General features: G+C 75.1%; 21 protein-coding genes. 12 read left to right on the top strand and 9 right to left on the bottom strand.

The features are described from left to right. Nucleotides 1-82 precede the first annotated feature (82 nt). Entirely contained in the window at nt 83-766 is a 684-nt protein-coding gene (locus ACGFT2_RS01405; protein ID WP_393272283.1) for a glycerophosphodiester phosphodiesterase, read from the top strand. Between the two features lie 27 nt (nt 767-793). Here ACGFT2_RS01405 and ACGFT2_RS01400 read toward each other — a convergent pair whose 3' ends face one another. After that, on the bottom strand, nt 794-1333 hold the full coding sequence (locus ACGFT2_RS01400; RefSeq protein ID WP_393272281.1) for a GNAT family N-acetyltransferase: 540 nt from the start codon (nt 1331-1333) through the stop codon (nt 794-796). A 70-nt stretch (nt 1334-1403) separates the two neighbouring features. On the opposite strand from ACGFT2_RS01400, the gene ACGFT2_RS01395 reads away from it, so the two are divergent. Beyond that, nucleotides 1404-1796: a VOC family protein gene (locus tag ACGFT2_RS01395; protein WP_393272279.1), complete on the top strand. Its 393-nt coding sequence runs from the start codon at nt 1404-1406 to the stop codon at nt 1794-1796. A 52-nt stretch (nt 1797-1848) separates the two neighbouring features. Here ACGFT2_RS01395 and ACGFT2_RS01390 read toward each other — a convergent pair whose 3' ends face one another. Continuing rightward, nucleotides 1849-2469, bottom strand: a complete 621-nt coding sequence (locus ACGFT2_RS01390; RefSeq protein WP_393272277.1) for a MarR family winged helix-turn-helix transcriptional regulator — start codon at nt 2467-2469, stop codon at nt 1849-1851. After that, nucleotides 2466-4130, bottom strand: a complete 1665-nt coding sequence (locus ACGFT2_RS01385; RefSeq protein ID WP_393272275.1) for an FUSC family protein — start codon at nt 4128-4130, stop codon at nt 2466-2468. The genes ACGFT2_RS01390 and ACGFT2_RS01385 overlap by 4 nt, the downstream gene beginning before the upstream one ends. Before the next feature lie 162 nt (nt 4131-4292). Here ACGFT2_RS01385 and ACGFT2_RS01380 point away from each other — a divergent pair, with 162 nt between their 5' ends. The 4 genes from ACGFT2_RS01380 to ACGFT2_RS01365 all read left to right on the top strand — a co-directional run bounded on the left by ACGFT2_RS01380 (nt 4293) and on the right by ACGFT2_RS01365 (nt 7500). Then, a complete protein-coding gene (locus tag ACGFT2_RS01380; protein WP_393272273.1) occupies nt 4293-4907 on the top strand; it encodes a DUF5134 domain-containing protein in 615 nt (204 codons plus the stop codon). A 96-nt stretch (nt 4908-5003) separates the two neighbouring features. Continuing rightward, a complete protein-coding gene (locus tag ACGFT2_RS01375; RefSeq protein ID WP_393272271.1) occupies nt 5004-5939 on the top strand; it encodes a M56 family metallopeptidase in 936 nt (311 codons plus the stop codon). Nucleotides 5940-6092: 153 nt separating this feature from the next. Next, nucleotides 6093-6800: a phosphatase PAP2 family protein gene (locus tag ACGFT2_RS01370; RefSeq protein ID WP_393272269.1), complete on the top strand. Its 708-nt coding sequence runs from the start codon at nt 6093-6095 to the stop codon at nt 6798-6800. Between the two features lie 10 nt (nt 6801-6810). Beyond that, nucleotides 6811-7500, top strand: a complete 690-nt coding sequence (locus tag ACGFT2_RS01365) for an HAD family hydrolase (RefSeq protein ID WP_393272267.1) — start codon at nt 6811-6813, stop codon at nt 7498-7500. Nucleotides 7501-7545: 45 nt separating this feature from the next. On the opposite strand, the gene ACGFT2_RS01360 is transcribed toward ACGFT2_RS01365, so the two are convergent. Then, on the bottom strand, nt 7546-7740 hold the full coding sequence (locus ACGFT2_RS01360; RefSeq protein WP_393272265.1) for a DUF2630 family protein: 195 nt from the start codon (nt 7738-7740) through the stop codon (nt 7546-7548). Between the two features lie 60 nt (nt 7741-7800). On the opposite strand from ACGFT2_RS01360, the gene ACGFT2_RS01355 reads away from it, so the two are divergent. Both ACGFT2_RS01355 and ACGFT2_RS01350 read left to right on the top strand, forming a co-directional pair. Beyond that, the gene (locus ACGFT2_RS01355; protein ID WP_393272263.1) at nt 7801-8481 is read left to right on the top strand and encodes a TetR/AcrR family transcriptional regulator; all 681 of its coding nucleotides are present in this window, start codon (nt 7801-7803) and stop codon (nt 8479-8481) included. Nucleotides 8482-8721: 240 nt separating this feature from the next. Next, complete coding sequence (locus ACGFT2_RS01350; protein ID WP_393272261.1) at nt 8722-10083, top strand: FAD-dependent oxidoreductase; 1362 nt, start codon at nt 8722-8724, stop codon at nt 10081-10083. 276 nt (nt 10084-10359) lie between these two features. On the opposite strand, the gene ACGFT2_RS01345 is transcribed toward ACGFT2_RS01350, so the two are convergent. Next, on the bottom strand, nt 10360-10722 hold the full coding sequence (locus ACGFT2_RS01345) for an ArsR/SmtB family transcription factor (RefSeq protein ID WP_393272259.1): 363 nt from the start codon (nt 10720-10722) through the stop codon (nt 10360-10362). Between the two features lie 131 nt (nt 10723-10853). On the opposite strand from ACGFT2_RS01345, the gene ACGFT2_RS01340 reads away from it, so the two are divergent. Next, complete coding sequence (locus tag ACGFT2_RS01340) at nt 10854-11933, top strand: NADH:flavin oxidoreductase/NADH oxidase (protein ID WP_393272257.1); 1080 nt, start codon at nt 10854-10856, stop codon at nt 11931-11933. Nucleotides 11934-12137: 204 nt separating this feature from the next. On the opposite strand, the gene ACGFT2_RS01335 is transcribed toward ACGFT2_RS01340, so the two are convergent. The 3 genes from ACGFT2_RS01335 to ACGFT2_RS01325 all read right to left on the bottom strand — a co-directional run bounded on the left by ACGFT2_RS01335 (nt 12138) and on the right by ACGFT2_RS01325 (nt 18099). After that, the gene (locus ACGFT2_RS01335; protein ID WP_393272255.1) at nt 12138-16451 is read right to left on the bottom strand and encodes an HAD-IC family P-type ATPase; all 4314 of its coding nucleotides are present in this window, start codon (nt 16449-16451) and stop codon (nt 12138-12140) included. A gap of 8 nt (nt 16452-16459) precedes the next feature. Continuing rightward, nucleotides 16460-17017, bottom strand: a complete 558-nt coding sequence (locus ACGFT2_RS01330; protein ID WP_393272253.1) for a hypothetical protein — start codon at nt 17015-17017, stop codon at nt 16460-16462. Nucleotides 17018-17283: 266 nt separating this feature from the next. Then, the gene (locus tag ACGFT2_RS01325; RefSeq protein WP_393272251.1) at nt 17284-18099 is read right to left on the bottom strand and encodes a PaaX family transcriptional regulator C-terminal domain-containing protein; all 816 of its coding nucleotides are present in this window, start codon (nt 18097-18099) and stop codon (nt 17284-17286) included. 72 nt (nt 18100-18171) lie between these two features. On the opposite strand from ACGFT2_RS01325, the gene ACGFT2_RS01320 reads away from it, so the two are divergent. Both ACGFT2_RS01320 and ACGFT2_RS01315 read left to right on the top strand, forming a co-directional pair. Beyond that, nucleotides 18172-19839, top strand: coding sequence for a DNA alkylation response protein (locus tag ACGFT2_RS01320; protein ID WP_393272249.1), 1668 nt, complete (start codon nt 18172-18174; stop codon nt 19837-19839). Nucleotides 19840-20016: 177 nt separating this feature from the next. After that, on the top strand, nt 20017-22002 hold the full coding sequence (locus tag ACGFT2_RS01315) for a HEAT repeat domain-containing protein (RefSeq protein ID WP_393272247.1): 1986 nt from the start codon (nt 20017-20019) through the stop codon (nt 22000-22002). A gap of 81 nt (nt 22003-22083) precedes the next feature. Here the strand turns inward: ACGFT2_RS01315 and ACGFT2_RS01310 are convergent, their stop codons facing one another. Next, the gene (locus ACGFT2_RS01310) at nt 22084-22674 is read right to left on the bottom strand and encodes a hypothetical protein (RefSeq protein ID WP_393272245.1); all 591 of its coding nucleotides are present in this window, start codon (nt 22672-22674) and stop codon (nt 22084-22086) included. Between the two features lie 271 nt (nt 22675-22945). On the opposite strand from ACGFT2_RS01310, the gene ACGFT2_RS01305 reads away from it, so the two are divergent. Continuing rightward, complete coding sequence (locus tag ACGFT2_RS01305; protein WP_393272244.1) at nt 22946-24034, top strand: WD40/YVTN/BNR-like repeat-containing protein; 1089 nt, start codon at nt 22946-22948, stop codon at nt 24032-24034. Nucleotides 24035-24081 lie beyond the last annotated feature (47 nt).

Here is a 24081-nt window from a genome sequence, read left to right as displayed (position 1 = left end):
GGCTGCGATTCTGCCCGCGCGGACGACGGCGTCCGCCCGTCACGCGCGTGCCGAGCCGCCGTCGACGGAAGCGAGTCGAACCTTGAACTTCCTTACCATCGGTCACCGCGGGGTCATGGGTGTCGAGCCCGAGAACACCCTTCGTTCCTTCGTCGCCGCGCAAGCCGCCGGCCTCGACCTGATCGAACTCGATCTGCACCTGAGCAAGGACGGCGCCCTGGTCGTCATGCATGACGCGGAGGTGGACCGGACGACCGACGGCTCCGGTCCGATCGCCGAGAAGACCCTCGCGGAGCTGCGCGCGCTGGACGCGGGCCGCGGAGAGCGCGTGCCGCTCTTCGAAGAGGTGCTGGACGCGGTCGGCTCGCCGCTGCAGGCCGAGATCAAGGACGTCGCGGCGGCCAGGGCACTGGCCGAGGTGATGCACCGGCGGGACCTCGTCGGACGCGTGGAGGTGTCCTCGTTCCACGACGAGGCGATCGCCGAGATCGCCCGGCTGGTGCCGGGCGTGCGGACCGCGCTGGTCGCGAGCCGCTACGGCACCGACGTCGTGGACCGCGCCGTCGCCGTCGGCGCCCCGACCCTCTGTCTCGACATCCGCCGGCTCACCCTGGAGGTCGTCGAGCGAGCGCGCGCCTCGGGGCTGCGGATCATCGGCTGGGTGGTCAACACGCAGCACCACCTGCGGCTCGTCCGCGCGCTGGAGCTGGACGGCGCGACCACCGACTATCCGGAGATCAAGCGCACGGGCCGGTTCACCGCCTGACCCGGCGCCCGGTCCCCCGCGGACACGTCACACCAAGGGCTTGACCAGCAGCTCGAACTGCAGGTCGGCGCGCTGCGGGACGCCGAAGCGCTCGTCGCCGTACGGGAACGGGGACATCTCTCCCGTACGGCGGTAGCCGCGGCGCTCGTACCAGGCGATCAGGTCGTCGCGCACCGAGATCACGGTCATGTGCATCTCGCCGGCGCCCCAGGTGTCGCGGGAGTACCGCTCCGCCTCCGCCATGACGGCCTTGCCGAGGCCCGCGCCCTGCTGGCCGGGGCTGACCGCGAACATGCCGAAGTACACGTGCTCGCCGCGGTGTTCCAGCTGGCAGCAGGCGACGATCCGGCCGCCCTGCTCGACGGTCAGCAGCCGGCTGCGGGGCGACTTGATCACCTGCAGCACGCCCTCCGGGTCGGTCCGCTGCCCCTGGAGGATGTCCGCCTCGGTGGTCCACCCGGCCCGGCTGGCGTCCCCGCGGTACGCCGACTCGATCAGCGCGACCAGCGCGTCGACGTCCGCGTCGGTGGCGTCGCGGAAGGTGAGTCCGGTGGCTTCGGCGTCCATGGGGCGGTCTCCGATCTCGGGTGTGGCAGAACCGGGGACGAGCGTATCCCTGCCACTAGGCTCCGCCCGCATGGTGCATGTACTCAGCAGCCGCACACTTCTGCGGCCCACCGATCCCGAACGTTCCCGCGTCTTCTACGGCGGACAGCTGGGCCTGCCCGTCTACCGCGAGTTCGGTACGGGCCCCGAGCGCGGGACGGTCTACTTCCTCGGCGGCGGATTCCTGGAGGTCTCCGGACGCTCCGAGACCGCGGCCGCGCCCGGCGTGGCCCTCTGGTTGCAGGTCCCGGACGTGTCGGCGGCGCACGAGGAGCTGCGGGCGAAGGGCGTCGACATCGTCCGGCCGCCGGTCCGGGAGCCGTGGGGCCTGCTCGAGATGTGGATCGCCGACCCGGACGGCACCCGGATCGTGCTGGTCGAGGTACCGGCGGACCATCCGCTGCGCCACCGGCCGGGGATCTGAGTCGGCCTCGGCCGGGGCTCCAGGCCGGCCCCGGCCGCCGCGCCCGCCGCCGCTAGGCGCGCAGTGCCTCCATCCGCCCCTCCAGGCGGCTCAGCAACTCGGCCAGCAGTCCCGCCAGTTCGCCCTGGCGCCCGGGGGCCAGCACGGACAGTACGGCCGTCTCGTAGGCGAGTTGCTCGGGAAGGACGCCGTCGACCAGGTCGCGGCCGGCGTCGGTGAGACGGAGATGGGCCACGCGGCGGTCGCGGGTGTCACCGCGCCGCTCGACCAGTCCGCGTTCGGTCAGCTGCTTGAGGCGCTTGGTGACGGCGGCCCCGGAGGAGAAGGTCTCCCGGGCCAGCTCGCCGGGGGTCAGCTCGTGGCCGGTGCGGCGCAGCGCGCCGAGCAGGTCGAACTCGGGCCGGCTGAGGCCGGCCCGGCGCAGCGGCGCGTCCTCGGCCTGCTGGAGCAGGGCGGCGCAGCGGTTGATCCGGCCGATCACCTCCATGGGGCCGGTGTTCAGCTCGGGGCGCACGGCCTGCCACTGACCGACGACGGCGGCGACCGTGTCCCTCCGGGCGGCGCCGGCCCCGAGTGGCACGTGCGGCGGTCGTACCCCGGCCGCCGCCTCGTCCTCCGCCGGCACACCGGTCGCATCGCTCCCGGGCACCGGCTCGCCGTTCGTCGCCGTCATGGCCGTATGTCCTCCGTCGTCCTGCCGGGGTCGTGGTCCTGCGGTACGAGGCCCTGCCGACGTACCGTCGCGGCGAGCGTACGGTGTCCGGCCTGCTCGGTGAGCACGACCCGCTCCTCGGGCAGGGCCCGCTGCCACCACTCGCCGGAGGCGGCGTCGGCGGTGGCGCGCAGGTCGACCAGGGCGGCCGTGAGCGAGCGGCGGGCGGAACCGAGGGCGGCGGGCGCCGGCCGCGGCTCGGCGAGCAGCCGGGCGGCGTCCTCGCGGGCGCGTTCCGCCGTGGCCAGTGCCCGTTCCAGCCGGTCGCCCGCGCGGCGGTTGGTGACGGCGAGTGCTGCGGCGAAGCCGACCAGCGCACCGACGAAGGTGTCCGCCACGCGCTCGGTGATCAGCCGGCCCGGGTCCTGGGTGCGGGCGAACTCGGTGACGAGCAGCGCCATCGGGGTGACGCAGACGCTGCCGAGCCAGTAGTTGCGGCCCATCAGCGCCTCGGCGCCGAAGTTGAGAGCGGCGCAGCACAGGACCAGGACGGCCGGATGGAGGTGCGCCACCGGGACGAGGGCGGCGAACAGGAGGACCCCGGCGAGGTTCCCGACGACGCGCTGGACGCCCCGGCTCCAGGTGAGGGCGACGTTGGCCTGGTAGAGGGAGGCGGCGGTGACCAGCGCCCAGTAGGGGCGGCCGACCCCGAGCGCGAGGGAGGCGTAGCCGGCCAGCGCGCAGCCGATCGCGGTGCGCGTGGCGAGCGGCGCGAACGGGCCGAGACGCTGCCGCAACGGCCGCCGCGGCGCTGCGAGTTCGGCATCGACGCCGAGGAGTTCGCCGGCAGGGTCGCGCGGGTTCGGGACGCGCGGGATCCGGCCGGTGCCGCGCAGTTCGCGGGCCCAGGCGCGCAGGGGGGCGGGGTCGGTGCCGGCGGGGGCGGCGAGGGCGGCCTCGGCGCGGACGAGGAGCTGTTCGAGGGCCCGCCGGGTGGGGTCGGGGCGGCCGCCGCCGGCGAGCAGCGACTGCCAGGCGGCGTGGACGGCGGCGGCGCTCGCGGCCCGGGCCCGGTCGTGGTCGTCGGCGGTGCCGTGCGAGCCGGCGTACCCGGCGGCGGCGTTCAGGGCCTGCGCGGTGGCGCGCCGCTCGGGTCCGTGCGGGCGGAGCAGTCCGGGTGCCATGCCGACCAGCCAGGCCCAGGCGCCGGCCGCGAGGGCCAGCGCGATGTGTCCGGGCACCTGGCCGAGGGTCTGCGGCGCGAACAGCGAGGCCGAGCTGATGAAGGTCGGGACGACGTTCCCGGGCGGCCCGACGCGCGAGGCGTCGCACACGGTCTTCTGGGCGGCCGCCATGAGGGCGCCGACCGTGACGAGGACGACGGCGTCGGAGGTGAACGACGCCGCGAGCAGGGCCAGGGCGAGGCCGCCCACCATGCCGAGCACCACCCGGGCCAGGGTCCGGGCGCGGGCGGCGTAGGGCCGGTTGTGGCCGTAGAGGGCGCACAGCGAGCCGGCCATGGTGTACATGGCGAGGTCGAGGCGGCCGAGGGCCAGCAGGATCAGGTTCGGCGGGGCGACCGAGGCGACCACGCTCAGGGCGGGCTTGAACCAGATGTCGGAGGGCCGCCCGAGGCGGAGCACTCCGGCGAGGGGAAGACGGTGGGGGGCGGCACTGCTCATCCATCAAATTTAGCATGTGTTTTACTCGTAAATAATACCGGGGCCGGCTCGCTCACCAGCCGTGCTCCGCGGAATGCCCCCCGCGTACCCCCTTGCGCTCGCGTACGCTCCCTCCGCCCTGGGCATCGCACCCTCGACCGATGGTCGGACGGGGAGGTGCGCATGCACGGACCGGTGCCGGCAGCCTGGCTGCTGGTGGCCCTGTGCACGGCGACCGGCGCCTACTGCCTGCTGCGCATGCGCAGCGGTGTGCAGGAGCAGCGCCGGGCCGCGGGCGGCGAGGCCCTGATGGGCTTCGGTATGGCCGCGATGGCCGTACCGGCGGCGGCGTTCACGCCACCAGGGTGGGCGTGGCCGGTGTACGCGGCCGTGTTCGGCGCCGCGGCGCTGCGCACCCTGTGGGCCGCGCGCGGCAGCCCGCACCACCTGCACCACCTGGTGGGTACGGCGGCCATGATCTACATGTCGGTGGCGATGGCCACGGCACCGCCGGCCGCGCACCATGCCCACGGCGGCTCGGGGGCACCCGTGACGACCGGCGCGCACTACGCCCACGGCGGCTCCGGAGTGCCCGTGGTGACCGGTGTCCTCCTGCTGTACTTCACGGGTTACGTGCTGCTCTCGGGCGCCCGGCTCGTACCCGCCCGCGTCACCGTGGCCGGTACGGCCGCCACCGGGGGCGTGGTGGCCGCCCGGTGGGGTGACCGCCCCGAGCTGGCGCGGGCGTGCCGGCTGTCGATGGGGATCGGCATGGTGGCGATGCTGCTGTCGATGTGAGGCACCGGCTGCCGTGACGCGCACCCGCGTTGCCTGCGTCACTTCGGCGCCACGGACCGTACCCCTGAGCCGCTCCACGCTCATAGGGTGCTGCCCATGATGGTCCCCGTGGCCCTGTTACTGCTCGGCGCCCTGACCGCCGTCATCGCCCCGCGACTGCTCGCCCGGACCGACTGGCCGGATCGTGAGCCGGTCGTCGCCCTCTGGGTGTGGCAGTGCGTCGTGGCCGCCGTGCTGCTGTGCTGCGCGCTGTCGATGACGCTCAGCGCCGCGGCGGCCTGGCAGGCGGTGCGCGGTCACGTGTTCGCCCCGGCCCCGCGGGCGGTCGTGGACGCGTACGCCCTCGGCGCCGCCGGACCGTGGGCCGCGACGACCGCCGTGCTGCTCGCCTCGGGCGGCCTGTGGAGCCTCGCGATGCTCGTGCGCGAGGTCGTACGGTCCCGCACGCGGCGGCGCGACCGGCGTGCCGAACTCCTCGTGCGTGCCCCGCTGTTGCCCGGCGAGGCGCCGGCGAGCGGCCGGCTCGTGGTACTGGAGGGCGAGCGCTCCGACGCCTGGTGGCTGCCCGGTACGGCACCGCGGCTGGTCATCACCACGGCCGCGCTGCGCCGTCTGAAAGGCCGCCGGCTGGATGCCCTGCTCGCCCATGAGCAGGGGCACGCGCAGGCACGGCACGACTGGCTGCTGCACTGCTCCGGCGCGCTGGCGGGTGGTTTCCCGCAGGTCCCGGTGTTCGCCGCGTTCCGTGACGAGATGCACCGCCTGGTCGAGCTGGCCGCCGACGACATGGCCTCCCGGCGGTTCGGCCGGCTGACGACGGCCCTGGCACTGGTCGAACTCAACGAGGAGCGGGGCGTGTTCGGACCCTGTCCGACCCCGCAGGCGCATGTGCCGAAACGGGTGTACCGGCTGCTGACCCCGCCGGACCGACTGCCCGCCCTGCGCCGACTGCGCCTGACGGCGGCCGCGGCAGTAATACCGGCGGTGCCGGTGCTGGTGACCTTGATCCCCGCACTGCGGACACTGGGCTGAGCCCACGTCCGCCCCGACGGTAGGACCACGGTCGGCCCGGGCGGTGGGCCCACGTCCGGCGACGGTAGGTCGGCTCCTTCGCCGCCCCGACGGTAGGCCGGCCTCTTCGCCGCCTGCTGGCCCTGTGGCTGTTCGGTCGGCGAAGATCGCGGCATGCGCCATCGGACCACCGCACCCTCACCGCCCCGCCCCGACGCGCCGCGCACCGCATACCTCGTGGCCGCCGTCCTGGGCGCCTGTTCCGTACTGCTGCTGGTCCTGGTGGCCGCCCGATGGAACCCCTTGCTCAGCGTGGACGGTGACCTCGCCCGGGCCACCCATCGCCGGGCGGTGGACGACCGGGGCGTCACGGACGTCCTCCGCGTGCTGTCGGACTGGGTCTGGGACCCGCTGACCATGCGCCTGGTCTGCGCGGCAGCGGCGGTGTGGCTGGTGTGGCGGCGGGCTGCCTGGCGGACGGCGGTGTGGCTGGCGGTCACCTGTGCCCTGACGGCGATCCTGCAGCAGTCCGTGAAGGCCGCCGTCGACCGGCCCCGCCCGTACTGGCCGGACCCCGTCGACTCCGCCCACTACGCGGCCTTCCCCTCCGGCCACGCCATGACGGCCACGGTGGTCTGCGGCCTGCTGCTGTGGATCCTGCGCCGCCTCGGGGCGAGCCGGGCGGTGTGGCGTACGGCCGTGGCGGCGGCGCTGGTCTCGGTGGTCGGTGTGGGCGTGACCCGGGTGTGGCTCGGCGTGCACTGGTTCTCGGACGTGGTCGGCGGCTGGCTGTTCGGAGCGCTGGTCACGGCGCTGGCCGTCCTGGTGTACGAGTGGCCGCGGTCCGGCCGTGCCGAACTGCCCGGCCGGCGGCGCGAGTAGAGTCCGGCGCATGGCTGCCGTGCTGTTCGACTTCTCCGGGACGCTGTTTCGCGTCGAGTCCACCGAATCCTGGCTGCGCGCGGCACTGGCGGAGACCGGCGTCACCCTGTCCGAGCCGGAACTGTCGGAGGCTGCCAGGGCGCTGGATGCCGCCGGGGCCCTGCCAGGTGGTGCGGATCCGGAGCAGTTGCCCGAAGAACTGGCCGGTGCGTGGGCGCTGCGGGACAAGAGCGCGGAACTGCACCGGGCCGCCTACACGGCCCTCTCGCGGCGAGTGCCGCTGCCCGACCCGGTGTTGCACGACGCGCTGTACGAGCGGCACATGACGCCCGCCGCCTGGTCCCCGTACCCGGATGCGGCCGGCGTGCTGCGCACCCTGTGCGAGCGTGGAGTCGGTGTGGGCGTGGTGAGCAACATCGGCTGGGATCTGCGCCCGGTGTTCCGCGAGCACGGGCTCGACACCTATGTCGGCACGTATGTGCTGTCGTTCGAGCACGGCGTGCAGAAGCCGGACCCGCGGCTGTTCACGGTCGCCTGCGAGGCGCTGGGCGCCGACCCCCGGCAGACCGTGATGGTCGGCGACAACAGGGTGGCGGACGGCGGCGCGGCCGCACTCGGCTGCAGGGTGCACTTCGTGGACCACCTGCCGGTCGGCCACCGGCCCGACGCGCTGCTGCCCGTGCTGGATCTGGTGGGGTGAGCGAGGGCGCGGCGGGGCGGGCGGGGACGACGCGCTCGGGACCGTTCAGCCCCGGTAGCCCTCGACCTGGGAGGAGGGCCGCTCCTTGGCCTGGTCCGGATGGTCGCCGGACTCCGCCTTGGCCCGCCGCTGCCGCAGCAGGTTCCAGCATCCGTCCGGCTCATGAGCCCGCGCCGTCCGTCTGAGACGATCCCCCGCGTCGCCCCAGACGGACGGCAGCTCTGAGCAGGCGCCGCGCATGGCTGCGCCTCCCGCGTTGAGTATAGTTGGCTGGCAGCCAGTCAACGCAGGAGTTACAGGATGTCCCCGCGCAGCGCCTCGGTCAATGAAGAGTTGCGGCGGCGTTCCCGGGAACGGCTTCTGCAGGCCGCCGTGGAGCTGGTCGGCGAGCGCGGGTTCGAGGCCACGACCCTGGGCGACATCGCGGACCGCGCAGGATCGGCGCGCGGACTGGTGTCGTACTACTTCCCCGGCAAGCGCCAGTTGGTGCAGTCCGCCGTGCACCGGCTGATGCACCGCACGCTGGAGGAGGCGCTGGAACGGGAGCCGTGCGCCGAGGACGGCCGGGAGCGGCTGGCCCGGGCCATCGACGCGATCCTGGGCCTCGCCCGGGACCGGCCGGTGCTCATGCGGCAGCACATGGCGGGACTGCTGCACGCAGAGGGCTTCGTGCAGTGCCCGGAGCAGCGGCGGCTGTCGGATCTGCTCGGTGACACCGTCGCCCGGTACGGCTCCCACGACGTCTCGGCCGACTATCCGATGCTGCGGGCCCTGCTGATGGGCTCGGTGTACGCGGCCCTGGTGCCCGGAGTGCCGATGCCCGTCCCGGCGCTGCGGGCCGAGCTGTTCCAGCGCTACGGACTCGACTGGGCGCTGGGCGTGCCGCCGGAGAGCGATCCCGGGGCCGGGGCGCGAGGGCGGGACGATGATCTGTCCCGGTTCTTCGCGACGGAGGAACGCCCGAGCCTCCCCGAGGGCTAGGCCCTGATCCCCCCGGGCGGGCTCCCGTGACGCGTCCGCACGACGAGTGGGTCCGGGCGGGGGCGCCGCCGCGAACCGCCCGGGGGATGTGTCCGTGCGGCCCCGTGACGCGTCCGCACGATCGCACTCCGCGCGAAGGGCGCCCGGGCGCGTCACCCCGTCGGCCCCTGCCCTCTCGCGCCGTGCGGTGACATGCTGGAGAGGTCCGCACCCGACCTCCTTCGGGCAAGGAGTACCGCCGTGCTGCGTGTCGCCGTGATCGGTTCCGGGCCGAGCGGGTGCTACACCGCCCAGAGCCTCGTCCAGTCGGACCCCGGGGTGCGCGTCGACGTCCTGGACCGGCTGCCGTGCCCGTACGGGCTGGTCCGCTACGGTGTCGCCCCGGACCACGAGAAGATCAAGTCCCTGCAGGTCAGCCTGCGGGGGGTGCTGGAGCACGAGCGGGTGCGGTTCCTCGGCGGGGTCCGCGTGGGCGGCCCCGGAGGCCTGCCCGTGGAACGGCTGCGGGAGCTGTACCACGCGGTGGTGTACTGCGTGGGCGCGGCGACCGACCGCCGGCTCGGTGTCCCGGGTGAGGACCTGCCGGGCAGTTGGTCGGCGACCGAGTTCGTGTCCTGGTACAGCGCGCATCCGGACGCGGCGGACTCGGGCTTCCTGCGCGGGGTGCGTTCCGCGGTGGTCATCGGCGTGGGCAATGTGGCGGTGGACGTCACGCGGATGCTGGTCCGGGGCGCCGCCGAGCTGCGCCCCACCGACATCCCGCAGGCGGCCCTGGACACGCTGACGGCGAGCGGGATCGACGAGGTCCACATGGTGGGCCGGCGCGGCCCGGCGCAGGCCCGTTTCACCACGAAGGAACTGCGCGAGCTGGGCGCTCTGCCCGGAATCGACGTGCGCGTGGATCCCGGCGAGCTGGCGTTGGATCCGGTGGATCCCGCCACGCTGCCGCCTGCGCAGCGCCGCAACGTGGAGGTGCTGCGCGGCTGGGCCGCTGCGCCCCAGGCGCCGGCCGGACGGCGGATCGATCTGCGGTTCTTCCTGCGGCCCGTCGCGCTGCTCCCGGAGGCTCCCGGGACGGGCCCGGAGCCGGGAGGCGAGCGGGTGGGCGCCGTGCGCTTCGAACGGACGGTTCCGGACGAGCACGGTGGCGTGACGGGCACGGGCCGTTTCGAGGACGTGCCCGCCCAGCTGGTGCTGCGCTCGGTCGGCTATCGCGGAGTGGCCCTGGACGGGCTGCCGTTCGACGCGTCCACCGGCACGGTGCCGCATGTGGCGGGGCGGGTCGTGCGCGACGGCGTTCCCTCCCCCGGCGAGTATGTCGCCGGGTGGATCAAACGCGGCCCGACGGGCGTCATCGGCACCAATCGGCCCTGCGCCAAGGAGACGGCGCTCTCCCTGCTCGCCGACGCCGCGACGCTCGCCCGCGCGGACGTACCCGCGGATCCGGTGGCGGCCCTGCGGGCCGGCGGCATCGATCCCGTTCCCTGGAGCGGCTGGCTGTCCATCGAGCGGGCCGAGGCCGCGCTGGGCGCGGACCTGGGCCGCAGCGTGGTCAAACTGGCCGACTGGGACACGCTTCTCGGCGCGGCCCGGACGCCGTAGCGGCCGCGCCCCGTCCCGGCGGCGGCCGTAGCGGGCCCCTCCTGGCGCCCCGCGAACCCTCCTGGCGCCCCGCGAGCCCTCCTGGCGCCCCGGGGCAGGACACGCGAGGTCGTCGACCGGCTTCCGGACGGGAACGTACACGCGAGATCGCCCGGCCGGATTCCAGACGGTGACGGACAGCGGCGCTTCAGACGGTGATGGGCAGCGGTTTCAGCGTGCGCTGCCCGTCCGCGCCCGTGCCGGATCCACTCGTCGGCCACTGTCCGGTGCAGGTGTTCAGGTTCCCGTCCGGGCGGCGAGGCGGAGGGACTGGCGGGCGGCGGCGGTGAGGAGGCTGTCGAGGAGTCCCGGGAAGAGTCCGTCCAGGTCGTCCCGCCGCAGGGCGTTCATCTTCGCCGTACCCCGGTAGATCTGGCGGATGACGCCGCTCTCGCGCAGCACCCGGAAGTGGTGCGTGGTGGTGGACTTGGTCACCGGCAGATCGAAGTGCGAGCAGGACAACTCGACACCGGGTCCGGCGAGTTCGCTGACGATCCGCAGCCGCATCGGGTCGGAGAGCGCATGCAGCACGGCCTCCAGCCTGATCTCCTCCCGCTCCGGGTGCGGCAGCGCACGGCCGGTGGTGGCGGTGTCGGTCACGGCGGTCGCCCTTCGTCGCGGAATTCCTCGGCTGCCAGCATTGTACGAGAAGCATCGTAGTTTGACATGTCTCGTAGTACGAGGGTTATCGTACGAGGAGACCACCGGTCCAGTGACGAATGGAGTCCGTCGTGAGCGCGCTCTTCGAGCCCATCACTCTGCGCGAAGTGACCATCCCGAACCGGGTGTGGATGTCGCCGATGTGCCAGTACTCGGCCGAGCCGGAGGGCCCGGCGGCCGGCGTCCCGCACGACTGGCACTTCGCGCACTACGCCGCGCGCGCCACGGGCGGCACCGGACTGATCATGGTGGAGGCCACGGCCGTCTCCCCCGAAGGCCGCATCTCCCCGTACGACCTCGGTCTGTGGAACGACACGCAGGTGGAGGCCTTCCGCCGGATCACCCGCTTCCTCGCCGCCCAGGGCGCGGTGCCCGGTGTCCAGCTCGCCCACGGCGGCCGCAAGGCCTCCACCGACCAGCCGTGGCGCGGCGGCGCACCGGTCGGACCCGAGGCCCACGGCTGGCAGCCGGTCGCCCCGAGCGCGGTGCCCTTCGACGAGCGCCACCCCGTGCCGACAGAGCTGACCGTCGATCAGATCGGTGAGATCGTCGGGCAGTTCGCGGCCGCGGCGCGCCGGGCGCTGGACGCCGGCTTCGAGATCGCGGAGATCCACGGCGCCCACGGCTATCTCGTCAACGAGTTCCTCTCCCCGCACACCAACCACCGCACCGATGCCTACGGCGGCTCGTACGAGAACCGCACGCGGTTCGCCCTCGAAGTCGTCGACGCCGTCCGGGAGGTGTGGCCCGAGGGCAAGCCGGTGTTCTTCCGGATCTCGGCCACCGACTGGCTCCAGGACGGCGGCTGGACCCCGCAGGACACTGTCCGCTTCGCCCGCGACCTGCACGCCCACGGCGTCGACCTCCTCGATGTGTCCACCGGCGGCAACGCCCCGGGCGCCATGATCCCGACCGGCCCCGGCTACCAGGTCCCGTTCGCCGCCCGGGTGAAGGCCGAGACGCCGCTGCCCGTCGGCGCCGTGGGGATGATCACGGAGGCGGAGCAGGCCGAGAAGATCATCGCGAACGGCGAGGCCGACGCGGTGTTCCTGGGCCGGGAGCTGCTGCGCAACCCCTCCTGGGCCCGGCAGGCGGCCCGGGAGCTGGGCGGCGAGGTCAGGGTGCCGGACCAGTACCACCGGTCGGTCTGAGCCCGGGCCCCGGGCCGGCCCCGCCGGTGGGTCCGGGACCCGGTCGCCGGTGGGTTGGGAAACCGGTCACCGGTGGGTCCGGGACCCGGTGGCCGCGCCCAGCCCGCCCTGACGCCCGGTATAGGTCTCAGCCGGACGCCCCACCGCCCGGCCTGCCCCACCGCCCGGCCTGGGTCTCGGCCCGACGCCCCACCGCCCGGGCTCTCAGCCCGGCGTCTCCACCGTCCGGGCCGGGAGCAGGCGAGTGATGGTCTCCTCCAGTCGGGGCAGCGACCGCTGGGCCGCCAGGGCCAGGGCGATCGCCGCCACCACCCCGGCCCAGGCGACCGGGCCGAGCGGGGTGCACCCGACGACACGGCTGACACCCGGGGTCTGCACCACGGCCACCAGAGCCACGGCGGACCCCAGGGAGGTGACCTGCACCAGGCGGCTGTCGCGCCGGTCCAGCAGGGTCTGCACGAGCTGTGTGCCGACCACTCCGCACAGCGCCATGGTGCTGGACCGGCGGGCGGTCCCCGGGGTGAAGCGGCCGATCAGCCACGCCGTGAGCGCGCCCAGGCTGGTGGTGAGGGCCCGGTGCCGGATCTGCCGCAGCAGGGGTTCGCCCAGCACACCGGCCGCCTCCTCCACGTGGGCCAGGTCCGCCTCGCCCTCCCGCTGCGTCACCGCCACCGCCATCGACGGGAACAGATCGGTGAAGAGGTTCACCATGAGCATCTGCCGGGTGGACAGCGGCGCCCGCCCGGACAGCAGCGTGCCGAGGATGCCGAAGCCCACCTCGCCCGCGTTGCCGCCGATCAGGATGGCGATGGCGTCGGCCACGCTGTGCCACAGGGCGCGGCCCTCGCCGATCGCGTCGATCAGCACGGTCAGGTCGTCGTCGGTGAGGACGATGTCGGCGGCGTTGCGCGCGGCGGCGGAGCCCCGCGCGCTGATGCCGACGCCGATGTCGGCGGCGCGGATGGCCGCGGCGTCGTTGGCTCCGTCGCCGACCATGCCGACCACTCGGCCCGCGTCCCGCAGTGCCTCGACGACCTGCAGTTTCTGTTCGGGCGCGACCCGGGCCACCACGCCGGCGTCCCGCAGCATACGGGCCCTGGCAGTCCGGTCCGCCGCCGCCAGCTCGTCCCCAGTGACCACCACGGTGTCCTCCGGCCAGCCGAGATCGGCGGCGATGGCCCGCGCGGTCCGCGGGTGGTCGCCGGTGAGCATGACCGGCCGCACGCCTGCCTTGCCCAGGCCGCTCACCAGGGCCGTCGACGTCTCGCGCGGTACGTCGGACAGGGCCAGCAGACCGGTGAACTCCAGCTCACCCAGCTCCTCTTCGAGGGCGTCGGACTCGTTATCGTCCTCGCCGAGCCGCCGTTCGGCCACCGCGAGGACCCGCAGACCGTCACCGGCGAGGGCCTGCGCGGCGTCGTGGGCGTGCTCCGGGAGCCCGGCGCAGGCGGGCAGCACGGTCTCCGGGGCGCCCTTGACGACGAGCACGGGCGGCCCGTCCCCGGTGCGGCCGACCGCCGCGGCGTATCCGCGCCCCGCCTCGAACGGCAGGCCCGCGAGCTGCGTCCAGTCCGGTTCGGGGGCGGCGGCCGCCAGCACCGCCTCGTCGGTGGCGTGCACGGGACGGTCGGAGTCACCGTTGAGCTGCGGGCAGGCCCGCGCGGCGGCCCGGATCGTGTCCGCGGAACCGGCGTCGTGCACGGCGCGGACCGTACCGTCGGCGCCGGAGGTGCGTACGAGCCGCAGCCGGTTCTCGGTGAGGGTGCCCGTCTTGTCGAAGCAGATGGTGTCCATGCGGCCCAGCGCCTCCAGCGTGCGCGGGGTGCGGACCAGTACACCGGCGCGGCTCAGCCGCCGGGCGGCCGCCAGCTGGGCGACCGTGGCCACCAGCGGCAGGCCCTCCGGCACCGCCGCCACGGCCACCGCGACACCGCCGCTGACCGCCTCGCGGATGGGAGTGCCGCGCAGCATGGCGAGGCCGGTGACCGTGGCGCCGCCCGCCAGCGTCAGCGGCAGTGCCTTGCGGGTGAGTTCCTGAAGCCTGGCCTGGACACCGGCCGCCGGGGGCGTGCGGGCGGCGAGGTGTACGGCGCGGGCGGCCTCGGTGCTGTCGCCGGTGTCGACCACCATGGCCCGGGCCTCGCCCGCCACCACCGTCGTGCCCTCGAAGACCATGCAGCGCCGGTCGGCGACGGGGGCGTGCGGGGTCGGATCCGTCTGCTTCTCCACCGGCAGCGACTCACCGGTCAGCGCGGACTCGTCGACCTCCAGGCCGTCCTGCCACAGCAGACGGGCGTCGGCCGGCACCACGTCCTCCGCCTTGAGCTGGATCACGTCACCCGGCATGAGCCTGCCCGCCTCCACGGTGCGGGTCCCGCCGGCCGGCGCCTCCTCCTCCGGCGGCACGAGGCGCGCCTTCCGTTTCTGGTCGGCGACCAGTCCGGACAGCGCCTCTTCGGCGCGCAGTCGCTGGATGCCGCCGACCAGGGCGTTCAGATCCAGGGCACCGACGACGAGCAGGGCGTCCATGACCGAGCCGAGGATCGCCGACGCCGCCGAGCCGACCGCCAGGACCGGGGTGAGCGGGTCCTGCAGTTCCCCTCGGACCGCCCGGCCGAGCCGGTACGACCAGCGCACGGGCGTCGCGGCCGGATGCCGGTAGGCGCCGGCGGTCGCTTCCCGCAGGCGGGCGGCGGCCTCCCCGAAGGGCGTGCTCACGGCGGCCGGTTCGTGTTCCAGCCGCTCGCGGGCCTCGTCCGGGTCCAGCTCGTGCCAGTGCACGCGCGGGTGCGGGTGCGGGGCGCGGGCCGTCGCCACCCCGAGCGCGGCCCGGCCCCCGGACAGCAGGGCGGCCGCGGCGCCGGCGTCGACGGGTGCGTGCCGGAGCCCCGGCAGCATCGCGCGGCGGCCGCGTCCGTCGCCGGACTCGCCGACGGCCACCAGGAGACCGGAGAGCGCGGCGCCGGAGCGGGCCAGGGTTTGGGACCGCCGGCCGACCGTGCGGGCGGCCGGGACGGCGGTCAGCACCCGCCACACGTCGGGCAGACCGTGCAGCGCGAGGATGTCCGCGCCCCAGACGACCGCCCCGTCGTGGTCGGTCAGGGCGATGGCCACGTCACTGGCGCGCAGGGCGGCCAGGATGTCGTGCTCGTCGGCGGTGCGCACCCGGGCGACGGTGATCACGGCTCCTGCCGAGTCGCCGCACGCCTCGTACACCACGTCGTCCAGCGGCCGGCGGGCGTCGACCACCTGGTCGGCGAGCCCGGTGAAGTCCTCCAGCGCGGGGTCGTCCAAAACCACGACCCGCAGCCCGGCCCGGCGCGCGGCGTCCAGCACCACCTCGGCCCAGGGATCGGCCTCGCCCTCCTCGGTGCACAGGGCACCGGGGTGCAGGACGACCGTTTCGGCCATCTCCAGCAGGCGCAGCCGTTCCGGGTCCCGGACCAGCACACCGGCCCGGGCGAGGGCCGCGCTGAGCAGGGCGTGGAAGGCGGCGGGGCCGTAGCGGGCCGCCTTCGGGGAACCGGCGAGCACCGCTTCCGCCGCCTCGGTGCCGCTGTGCTTGACGAGCAGAGTGGCCGCGGCGCCCAGCACGCTGCCCGTCGAGGCGTGGGAGGCGTACGCCTGCGCCGGGGAGCGATGCAGCGGCGGCCGTGGAGGGCCGTTCGGGGCGAGGCTGACCCGGTCCGGTGCGCACAACTGGTCGTGCACCGCGTCGAAGGCTGCGGCGCGGGCCACCGTGTCGGCCACCTGGCACACCCGCAGGGCGCCGTCGAGCACAAGGGAGCTGGGTGTCTGGCCGGCGCCGTGGGCGGCGGCGTTCGCGCAGGCCAGTGCCAGGTCCATCCGGGTGGCACCGACCTGGTCGCGCAGCCAGCCGCGGAAGCGGGGGTTCTCCCGCAGCAGCGTCACCGCAGCGGTCAGCACGCGCGGCGAGGGCGGCAGCCGCATCGCGTACGCGCCGAGTGCCATGCCGATGCCGGCGCCGTCGGCCGCGAGCGCGGCCACGGCGGCGCGCACCCCCGCCGGATCGGCGGGGTGCGTGGTCTCCTCCACGTCGTCGCACAGAACCAGTCCGTGCCGCTCGGCCAGCTCGGCCGCGTGCTCCAGGACCCGGTCGGCCGCCTCCTCCTCGACCGCGGTGACCACCAGGCGCGCGAGTCCCTCGTCCCAGTAGGCGACGAGCACGTCCGGTCGCTCGGCCAGGGCCTCGGCCACCCGTCGTGCCAACTGGGCCGTGCCGCCCGCGCGCCGTGCCCCGTCGTGTTCGACCGGCCGCAGGGCCAGGTGCGCGCGGGCGCCGGCCCGCCAGTGCGCGCCGCCGCCGGGCAGCGTGCTACGTGCCACACGCGCCACCCGTACGGCGGCGTCGGCGCCCCGCACCCCGGCGCGTGCCGTTCCGGCCGCGGCACCCGCGGCCATCCCCATGGCCGGCGCCGCCGCCCGGGCGAGGAGCCGCGGGGCGGCGGGCAGCAGGCGTGCGGCGACGGAGGGCACCGTCAGCAGACCGGGCACCATCAGCCTCCTCAGAGCGAGGTGCGGTCGGGCCGCGCCGTCGGACCCAGTGGACCGGTCGACGGCTTCGGCTCCGCTCTCTCGTCGTGCGGCGCCTTGCCCGCGTGGGACGCACCGGCAGGACCGTGCGCTCCGGCGGGACCGTGCGCACCGGCAGGACCGTGCGCCCGGGCCTCCGTGGACGGCTTCCCGCCGCCGGTCACGTCTGCGGCCGTCGGCCCATGACCCGGGTGCCCGCTGCCGTGCCCGGACCTGAGCGCCGCGGTGCCGATGTCGTGCGCGGGTTCGAGACCCGGTGCGGAGCCGCGGTGCGCGGGCCTGGGCTGGGTGAGCCAGGCGACGGCGGCACCGGTCACGGCCACGGGCCACTCCACCACTCCGGCGGCTCCGAGCAGCCCGGCCCCGGCGTACACGGCGATGCGCCGGCCACGGGGCGAGACCACGCCGACCTTGTCCAGCGTCTCCCCCGCCGCCCTGCTCACCGTCCCGGCGCCGGGCACCTTGCGCAGGACCGAGGCCGCGCCGCGCAGGGGCGCCGTGAGGATCGACGACGACTTCTGCTCAGCCATGACTCTCCTCGGATGAGATCGCGCTCGATGTGACTTCCGAGTGCCCAGCCATGTCACAAATCATCCCTTTTCGACACGCAAAGCACCGCCTTTGTGTGAGCGGACCCCGCGCAGCCCGGCCGGACCCGCTCCCGCCCTGGCCGGGCCGGGCCGGGCCGGGCGATCGTCCGGCCCGGGCGGTCGGCCCTTCGCCGTCCCGCGTCCGGGACACCGCGGGCGCCCCCTGCCGCACCCGAGGAGGGGCGCCCGGCCCTGCGGGTGACAGGTCAGGGGTTCCGTGTGCGGGACGGCAGGCCCTCCGCGTCTCCCCCGCCCGGCGACGGGGCCGGTTCCGGGTCTCCCAGGCCCATCGAGCGGGCCAGTTCCCGGCGGTAGCCGGCGTACGCGGCGCGCAGGGCCTCGCCCGGCCAGTCGGCGGGCAGCAGAGCGGGCGGCAGCACGGGGTCGGTGAGCAGGTGGCGTACGGAGGCGGCGTAGGCGGTGAGGCGGTCGGCCGGCTGTCCGGCCGCCGTCGCTCGGGCGAGCAGGGCGCGCGCGGTGGCGGCCCAGGCGTCCAGGGGCCAGAGCCGGGCGACCAGATCACGCGGCGGCTCGTCGGGCCGGGCGATGTACGTCCGTGCCGTGTCCCGCAGGTCGTCCGGCAGCGGGCGGTCGAGGTTGGCGGGGCGCAGCCACACGCCCTCGCGAAGTTCGGCCAGGCGCAGGGCGGCCAACCGGGCACGCAGGTCCGCGCGCTCTGCCGGCCCGCGGCCCGTCGCCGTGATCACCACCATCTCCCAGTCGCCGTCCCACGCGCGCGTGCCGGGGTGCACGGCCTCGTCCTGGCGACGCCGGCGGACCAGCAGCCGCTCGCTGAGCCGGTACACGGCGTCCGTGCGCCGCAGGTCGCCGGCGGCCACCATCCGGCTCAGCGCCGCCCGCAGGGTGGAGCCGCCGACACCGAACGGCTCCACCAGCCGGACCAGGTCCTTCACGGGCAGCTCCGGCGGGTGCGCGCCGAGGAGCAGGCTGAGCACGACCGAGCGCGCGGACAGCGGCCGCAGGGCCGCCACGTCCGGCTCGCCCGACACGTTCATGCGCATGGGCACGTACTGTACGGGCGACCGCATGTTGCACCATTGCTACGACCGCAGAAAGTGTGCAACATACCTCGTATGGTCCCGACCCCCGCGCAGTCGCCGCCCCAGCCGCAGTCCGCCACGCACGACGTCACCAACCAGGCCCCACCGCTCTCGCCGTACGACGCCTCCGACGACCGGGCCCTGCTGGAGGGGCTGCGCCGGGAGGGCGCCGGGTGGGCCGAGGAGGACATCCGCGGGCTCGGGGCGCGCGCCGGGAGCGCGGAGGCGCAGGAGTGGGGGGACCAGGCGAACCGGCACGAGCCCGTCCTGCGGACCCATGACCGTTACGGCCACCGCGTGGACGAGGTGGAGTTCCACCCCAGCTGGCACCACCTCATGCGCACCGCGGTCGCCGAGGGTCTGGCCGGGGCCCCCTGGGCGGACGAGCGGCCCGGCGCGCATGTGGCCCGTACGGCGGGCGGGCTGGTGTGGGGGCACACGGAGGCCGGCCATGGCTGCCCGACGTCGATGACGTACGCCGCCGTACCCGCGCTGCGCGCACAGCCGGATCTGGCCAAGGTCTACGAGCCGCTGCTGACCGCCCGGGAGTACGACCCGGAGCTGCGCGTGCCGACCGAGAAGCCCGGGCTGCTCGCCGGGATGGGCATGACCGAGAAGCAGGGCGGCTCGGACGTCCGGACGAACACCACCATGGCGACTCCCACCGCCGAGCCGGGCGTGTACACGCTGCGCGGGCACAAGTGGTTCACGTCGGCGCCGATGTGCGACGTCTTCCTGGTGCTCGCGCAGGCGCCGGGCGGACTGTCGTGCTTCCTGGTGCCGCGGATCCTGCCCGACGGCAGCCGCAACACCTTCCGCATCCAGCGGCTGAAGGACAAGCTCGGCAATCGGTCCAACGCCTCCTCGGAGCCGGAGTTCGACCGGACCGTGGCCTGGCTGGTGGGCCCGGAGGGGCGGGGCGTGAAGACCATCATCGAGATGGTCAACTGCACGCGGCTGGACTGCGTGATGTCCTCGGCGGCCCTGATGCGCAAGACGCTCGTCGAGGCGGGCCACCACGCCCGGCACCGCTCCGCGTTCGGCGCGCGCCTCGTCGACCAGCCGCTCATGCGCAACGTCCTGGCCGATCTCGCGCTGGAGTCGGAGGCGGCGACGACGCTCACGCTGCGGCTGGCCGGCGCCGCGGACCGCGCGGTGCGCGGGGACGCCGGGGAGCGGGCCTTCCGGCGCATCGCCACGGCCGTCGGCAAGTACTGGGTCACCAAGCGGGGCCCGGCGTTCACCGCCGAGGCCCTGGAGTGCCTGGGCGGGAACGGGTACGTCGAGGAGTCCGGCATGCCCCGGCACTACCGGGAGGCCCCGCTGCTGTCGATCTGGGAGGGCTCCGGGAACGTCAACGCGCTCGACGTGCTGCGCGCCCTCCATCGCGAACCGGACAGCGCCGAGGCCCTGTTCGCCGAACTCGCCCTCGCGCGCGGGGCGGACGCCCGCCTGGACGCGGCCGTGACCGGACTGGAGGACCAGTTGGCCGAGACCGATCAGGTGGGCGCTCGCCGGCTGGTCGAGCGGATGGCTCTCGCCCTGCAGGCCTCCCTGCTGATCCGGCACGCTCCGGCCCCGGTCGCGGACGCCTTCTGCGCTTCCCGGCTGGGCGGTGACTGGGGGCACGCGTTCGGCACCCTGCCCGGCGGGTCCGCCCTGGGGGCGATCCTGGAGCGCGCCCTGCCCGACCGGAACTGATCGGCCCCGCACGCCCTCCCCGCACCCCTCCCCTCATGCCCTCCCCGCAGCCGGCGGGGCGGTGCCGCTGGCCGATCACAGCCGACGGATCGCACACAGTCAGCGTGCGGTTCCGGACCGTTGTCAGTGCCGTGGTGCAGACTCGCGCTCAGGTGGCACTCGTCTGGGGAGGACAACGTGTTCACGGGGATCGACGAGGTCGACTGGGCCTCGCTGCGGCACGCGTACGGCAGCGCGGAGGACGTGCCCGGCCGGCTACGGGCACTGGCGTCCGTGGACCCCGCCGAGCGGGCGACCGCGCTCGACGGGATGTACGGCACCGTGCACCACGAGGGGCAGGTGTACGACTCGACGCTGGCCTGCGTCCCGTTCCTGTTCCGGCTCGCGGCCCGCGAGGAGGTGCGGGACCGGGGCGCCGTACTGGAGCTGCTGGTCAGCATCGGCGCGGAGAGCGAGGACGGGGAGGGGCGGGCCCGGGAGGCGGTGTGTGCGGGCGCCGAGGGCTTCGTCACCCTCGCCGGCGACCCGGATCCGGCGGTGCGGGCGGCGGCGGCCGGCGCACTCGTCCGGTTCCTGGACGAACCCGCCCGCGCCCTGGAGGTGTTACGGCGGCGCCTCCGGGCCGAGCGGGACGACCAGGTCCTGCTCGCGCTCACCGAGACGCTCGGCCTGTTCGTCCGCCGGTACCCCGCGTACGCCGACGGCGCGGTGGACCTGCTGGCCGAGCAGAGCGCGGCGCCGTACCCCCCGGGGTTGCGGCTCGCGGCGCTGGGCCAGCTCGCCCTCGGTGCGCCCGGCCGGCTGCCCGCCGACCTGGTGCCGACGGCGGTGCGGCTGCTGCGGGAGCGTTCCGCGCTCCGTCTCCGTGAGGCGCGGCTTCCCGGCTCCGAGACCCTGGTGGGCCGGATACGGCGACTGCGGCCCTCGGACGAGGAGGGCTCTCATCTGCTGCGGACCCTGCACATCGCGCTCGGCGACCGGACGGACGACCGGACCGCCCTGCTGGCCGGGCAGTTGACCAGCTCGGACCCGGTCGACCGGTGCAACGCCGTATGGATGGCGGCGGCGCTGTTGCGTGGCTGGCGCGGCGAACACACCGGCTCGGTGGCGCTGCTCGGCGCCCAACTGGACACGGAGCACGACCGGTTACGGGAGGCGGCCGTCTCGGTCCTCGCGGAGCTGTTCGTGCTGGCCGCGCCCGCCGCGGACGACCTGCACGCACTGGTGGCCGCCCGGCCCGACCTGTGGACGCACCGCTGGGAGCGCGGCTCCCCCCTCCTCGGCTCTCCGCTCAAGGCGCTGGCCAGAAGCGGCGATACGCGCGCGGTGCCCCCTCTCGCCCAGTTGCTGGCCGGCCCCGCGGCCCCCGCCGACCTTGGCTTCGAGCTGGCGCAACTGGGGCGGGCCGCGGCCCCGCTCGCCCCCGCGCTGCGGCACCGGCTCGGCCGGATACCGCTGCCCTCGCCGTCCGCCGCCCGGCTGGCCGCGCCGCTGCTGTCGGCGGTCCGGGCCGTCGGGGACGCCGAGGCGGTCCCGGAGGTGCTGCGGCTGCTGTCGGGGGCGCCCGGCGACCTGGGCGCCCGGGACACGATCGCGGAGGAGGCGATCCGGACCCTGGAGGCGCTCGGCGCCGCCCCCCGGGCGGCACCGCTCCTGCACGCCCTGCTGCACACCCGGCACGCGGCCACGGCGGCGGGCGCACTGTGGTCGGCCGAGGGCGACGCCCGGACCGTACTGCCGGTACTGCTACGGGAGTTGAGGGAGGGAGACCCGGCGAACCGCCGGCTCGCCGCCCGGCAGCTGGGCAGGCTGGGTCCGGCGGCCCGAGCCGCCCTGCCGGAGCTGCGCCGGACCGCGGCCTCGGCGCCGGTGCGGGAGCGGACCGCGGCCGCGTGCGCGGTCTGGCAGATCGACGCCGATCCCGGACCCGTCCTCCCGGTGCTGCGGGCCGCCTGGGCTCAGGCCCCCCGCACCCGGGGCCCGATCGCCCGCTGCCTCACCGGCATGGGCCCGGCGGCGGCCCCGCTACGGGACCTGGTGGCGGCCGAACTGGCGGCCCCCCGGCGGCACACGGCCCGCGAGGGCGGCTACGGCGGCGCCCACGACATTCCCGAGGACGAGGCACTGCTGAGAACGTGCCGGGAGGTGCTGACGCGGTTCTAGGCTCCCGGCCACCACGCCGCGTGCGCCGCGGGGACGGACCCACGGTGGGACCATCGGCCCCTCCGCGGGGCGCGCGCTGCGTCAGACCATCCGTCCCCACTGCGGCCCGAGTCGGGCCCATTGCGTGTCCCACGCGGCCATCCGGCGGCGTTCCAGCCGGCCGCGCAGCACCAGGCCGGCGACGAAGGGGACGGCTGCCGCGCTCACGCCGACCAGGCCGCCTATGAGCGCGGCCCGGAAGGCGGCCTCGCCGGAGGAGGAGGGCCGGCTCACGAGATGCCCCCGGGGGTCGGTCCAGACGGTGACCGGGGTGCCCGCCCTGCTGCCGGGCTCCACCCGGACCTGCCCGGTGTGGGCGGCTCCGTCGGCAGCCGTCCAGCGCACCTCGGCCCAGACCCGCTCTCCGGCGGCGGCCCGGCCGTGCGCGTGGTGTGACCCCGGAGCCCGTTCGACCACCCGTGCCACGGCAGGTCGCCAGGCTGCTCGCTCCCTGGCGAGTCCGTGCTCCACCGAGCGGTCCGCCGCGAGGCCCGCCGGCACCCCGGCCAGCACGGTCAGCAGCCAGACGCCGAGCACCACCCAGGCCTCCAGCACGTCGGCCCGGCGTCTGAGCGGATTGCGCCGCCAGCGCCACAGCCACACCTTCGGACCACGGAACGCCTTCAAAGGCATCCTCCTCACGAGCGCACCGGATGGCCGGACCGCCCTCCCATACGGGAGAGATCACTCCGTTGCTCACGACGAGCCGTCTTCTCGACGGTCGCACGAGACACCCGTTTCCCGCAGGCGCATCCGGCAACGGACCCGACGCAACTTCGCCGCGGTCCGGCGACACAGCCGTGACCTGCGCGTAGGTCCGATGCGACGGTGGTGTCAGTGGTGGGGTGCAGACTGGCCGACAACTGACGGCTGTCCGGACGACGGCGTCCCGGAGGTGATCGGCATGATCGAGGTACTGCTGGCGGTGGGCACCCGCAAAGGCCTGTTCATCGGGCGGCGGCGGGGTGATGACGCCTGGGAGTTCGACGAGAGCCCGTATTTCAACGCGCAGGCGATCTATTCGGTGGCGATCGACACCCGGGGCGCCCGGCCGCGGCTGCTGGCGGGCGGTGACAGCGCGCACTGGGGCCCGTCGGTGTTCCACTCGGACGACCTGGGGCGCACCTGGACCGAACCGCCGGCGCCCGCCGTCAGGTTCCCCAAGGACACCGGCGCCTCCCTGGAGCGCGTCTGGCAGCTGCACCCGGCCGCCGCGGAGCCCGACGTGGTGTACGCGGGCACCGAACCGGCCGCGCTGTACCGCTCGCGGGACCGGGGCGAGAGTTTCGAGCTGGTCCGTCCGCTGTGGGAGCATCCGACGCGCTCGCGGTGGGTGCCCGGCGGTGGCGGCGAGGGACTGCACACGGTGCTGACCGACGCCCGGGACCCGCGGGAGGTGACGGTGGCCGTCTCGACGGCCGGTGTCTTCCGCACCCGCGACGGCGGCACGAGCTGGGCGCCGTCCAACTCCGGGGTGTCCGCGGTCTTCCTCCCGGACCCGAACCCGGAGTTCGGGCAGTGCGTGCACAAGGTCGCGCGGGACGCGGGTGATCCGGACCGGCTGTATCTGCAGAACCACTGGGGGGTGTACCGCAGCGACGACGCGGGCGCGCGCTGGACCGACGTCGGCGCGGGCCTGCCGTCCACGTTCGGTTTCGCGGTGGCGGCCCATCCGCACCGGGGAGGTACGGCGTACGTCTTCCCGATCAACGCGGACGCCGACCGGGTGCCCGCCGAGCACCGCTGCCGCGTCTTCCGCACCGCCGACGCGGGCAGGACGTGGGATCCGCTGTCGAAGGGGCTGCCGGAGCGGGACCACTACGGCACGGTGCTGCGGGACGCCCTGTGCACCGACGACGCCGACCCGGCGGGCGTGTACTTCGGCAACCGCAACGGCGAGGTGTTCGCCTCCGCCGACGACGGCGACAGCTGGCGGCAGCTGGCCGCCCATCTGCCGGACGTGCTGTGCGTCCGCGCGGCGGTGGTCGGCTGACCGGACGGCCGGCCGGGCGGGTGGTCCGGGGCTTCCGGGTCGCCCTC

This window comes from Streptomyces sp. NPDC048514, from assembly GCF_043199955.1.
Lineage (GTDB): Bacteria > Actinomycetota > Actinomycetes > Streptomycetales > Streptomycetaceae > Streptomyces.
This window is presented reverse-complemented; position numbering and strand designations above follow the sequence as displayed.

Coding starts and splice junctions, on each gene's coding strand:
- ACGFT2_RS01355 (WP_393272263.1), top strand. CDS start 7,801: ATGTCCCCGCGCAGCGCCTCGGTCAATGAAGAGTTGCGGCGGCGTTCC.
- ACGFT2_RS01310 (WP_393272245.1), bottom strand. CDS start 22,674: ATGCCTTTGAAGGCGTTCCGTGGTCCGAAGGTGTGGCTGTGGCGCTGG.
- ACGFT2_RS01395 (WP_393272279.1), top strand. CDS start 1,404: ATGGTGCATGTACTCAGCAGCCGCACACTTCTGCGGCCCACCGATCCC.
- ACGFT2_RS01385 (WP_393272275.1), bottom strand. CDS start 4,130: ATGAGCAGTGCCGCCCCCCACCGTCTTCCCCTCGCCGGAGTGCTCCGC.
- ACGFT2_RS01375 (WP_393272271.1), top strand. CDS start 5,004: ATGATGGTCCCCGTGGCCCTGTTACTGCTCGGCGCCCTGACCGCCGTC.
- ACGFT2_RS01400 (WP_393272281.1), bottom strand. CDS start 1,333: ATGGACGCCGAAGCCACCGGACTCACCTTCCGCGACGCCACCGACGCG.
- ACGFT2_RS01330 (WP_393272253.1), bottom strand. CDS start 17,017: ATGGCTGAGCAGAAGTCGTCGTCGATCCTCACGGCGCCCCTGCGCGGC.
- ACGFT2_RS01380 (WP_393272273.1), top strand. CDS start 4,293: ATGCACGGACCGGTGCCGGCAGCCTGGCTGCTGGTGGCCCTGTGCACG.
- ACGFT2_RS01360 (WP_393272265.1), bottom strand. CDS start 7,740: ATGCGCGGCGCCTGCTCAGAGCTGCCGTCCGTCTGGGGCGACGCGGGG.
- ACGFT2_RS01325 (WP_393272251.1), bottom strand. CDS start 18,099: ATGCGCATGAACGTGTCGGGCGAGCCGGACGTGGCGGCCCTGCGGCCG.
- ACGFT2_RS01320 (WP_393272249.1), top strand. CDS start 18,172: ATGGTCCCGACCCCCGCGCAGTCGCCGCCCCAGCCGCAGTCCGCCACG.
- ACGFT2_RS01335 (WP_393272255.1), bottom strand. CDS start 16,451: ATGGTGCCCGGTCTGCTGACGGTGCCCTCCGTCGCCGCACGCCTGCTG.
- ACGFT2_RS01365 (WP_393272267.1), top strand. CDS start 6,811: ATGGCTGCCGTGCTGTTCGACTTCTCCGGGACGCTGTTTCGCGTCGAG.
- ACGFT2_RS01305 (WP_393272244.1), top strand. CDS start 22,946: ATGATCGAGGTACTGCTGGCGGTGGGCACCCGCAAAGGCCTGTTCATC.
- ACGFT2_RS01370 (WP_393272269.1), top strand. CDS start 6,093: ATGCGCCATCGGACCACCGCACCCTCACCGCCCCGCCCCGACGCGCCG.
- ACGFT2_RS01390 (WP_393272277.1), bottom strand. CDS start 2,469: ATGACGGCGACGAACGGCGAGCCGGTGCCCGGGAGCGATGCGACCGGT.